The sequence below is a fragment of the Phenylobacterium sp. genome (genome assembly GCF_024508875.1).
GTDB lineage: Bacteria > Pseudomonadota > Alphaproteobacteria > Caulobacterales > Caulobacteraceae > Phenylobacterium.
The window spans coordinates 1-1,669 of record NZ_JANINU010000321.1 but is presented as its reverse complement, the minus strand read 5'-3'; the positions used below and the strand labels follow the sequence as shown (position 1 = coordinate 1,669).

Here is a 1,669-nt window from a genome sequence, read left to right as displayed (position 1 = left end):
CCCTCGTTCGAGGGCAGCACGCCGTCGGCGATCAGGAAGCTGGACGAGCGCAGGTGGTCGGCGATGACGCGGTGCGACGGCTGGGCGTCGCCCTCGGCCTTTACGCCGGTCGCCTCGACGCTGGCCGCGATCAGGGTGCGGAACAGGTCGGTGTCGTAGTTGGACTTCACCCCCTGCAGGATCGCCGAGATGCGCTCCAGGCCCATGCCGGTGTCGATCTGGGGCTTCGGCAGCGGCTTCTGCGTGCCGTCGGCGAAGCGCTCGAATTGCATGAAGACCAGGTTCCAGAACTCGAGGAACCGGTCGCCGTCCTCGTCCGGGCTGCCGGGAGGGCCGCCGAACAGCTCGGGCCCCTGGTCGATGAAGATCTCGGAGCACGGGCCGCAGGGACCGGTGTCGCCCATGGACCAGAAGTTGTCGGAGGTGGCGATGCGGATGATGCGGTCGTCGGTGAAGCCGGCGATCTTCTTCCAGAGCTCCGCGGCCTCGTCGTCGGTGTGGTAGACGGTGACCAGCAGCCGGTCCTTCGCGAGGCCGAACTCCTTGTTGATCAGGGTCCAGGCCGCCTCGATCGCGCCTTCCTTGAAGTAGTCGCCGAACGAGAAGTTGCCCAGCATCTCGAAGAAGGTGTGGTGGCGGGCGGTGTAGCCGACGTTGTCCAGGTCGTTGTGCTTGCCGCCGGCGCGGACGCACTTCTGCGAGCTGGCCGCGCGGGGCCACGGCGAGGTCTCGGCGCCGGTGAAGTAGTTCTTGAACGGCACCATGCCCGCGTTGACGAACAGCAGGGTCGGGTCGTTCTGCGGCACGAGCGGAGCCGAGGGGACCACGGTGTGGTCCTTGCGCTGGAAGTAGTCCAGGAAGTGGGTCCGGATCTCGTTCAGGCTCGGCATCGGATCAATTCATCACGCGGTTGGGCAGGCTCCCCAGGTGGGAACCCGCGACCCTTTACGAAACCTGGGGCCGGCTTCCAAACGGAAAGGACGCCACCGGCCTCAGGGCGCTACGCCCCCAACGAAAAGGACGCCCGGGGCGCGCGCCCGAGCGTCCAGCCTCGTCAGGGTATCGCCGGCGGCCACGCTGCGGGTGGCGCGTCGGGACGAGCCCGGGTTGGCGGAGAGGCCCGCCCCGGTGCGGCCGCGCGGCGGCACCCTTAGAGGGAGCCGTCCTCCTCGTCGCCCTCGCCCTCGGCGGGGCCGACCAGGAGCTGTTCCTCGACCGCGTCCTTGGCGCCGCGGACCTGCTTCTCGATCTGGGCGGCGAGGTCGGGGTTCTGCTTCAGGAACTCGCGAACGTTGTCGCGACCCTGGCCGATGCGCTGGCTGTTCCAGGAGAACCAGGACCCCGACTTCTCGATGACGCCGGCCTTCACGCCGAGGTCGATGATCTCGCCCAGCTTGGAGATGCCCTCACCATACATGATGTCGAACTCGACCTCGCGGAACGGCGGGGCCACCTTGTTCTTCACGACCTTCACGCGGACGTTGTTGCCGACGATCTCGTCGCGCTGCTTCACCGAACCGGTGCGGCGGATGTCGAGGCGGACCGAGGCGTAGAACTTCAGCGCGTTGCCGCCCGTCGTCGTCTCGGGCGAGCCGTACATCACCCCGATCTTCATGCGGATCTGGTTGATGAAGATGACCAGCGTCTTGGCCTTGGAGATCGAGGCGGT

General features: G+C 67.3%; 1 protein-coding gene and 1 pseudogene. Both read right to left on the bottom strand.

Annotated features, from left to right (window positions below):
- On the bottom strand, nucleotides 1–890 hold an 890-nt coding region (locus tag Q0L11_RS20960; protein ID WP_296599844.1), incomplete at its 3' end, for an alanine--tRNA ligase-related protein.
- Between the two features lie 260 nt (nucleotides 891–1,150).
- Nucleotides 1,151–1,669 (bottom strand): annotated as a pseudogene (locus tag Q0L11_RS20955) (DNA recombination/repair protein RecA); the annotation flags it as partial.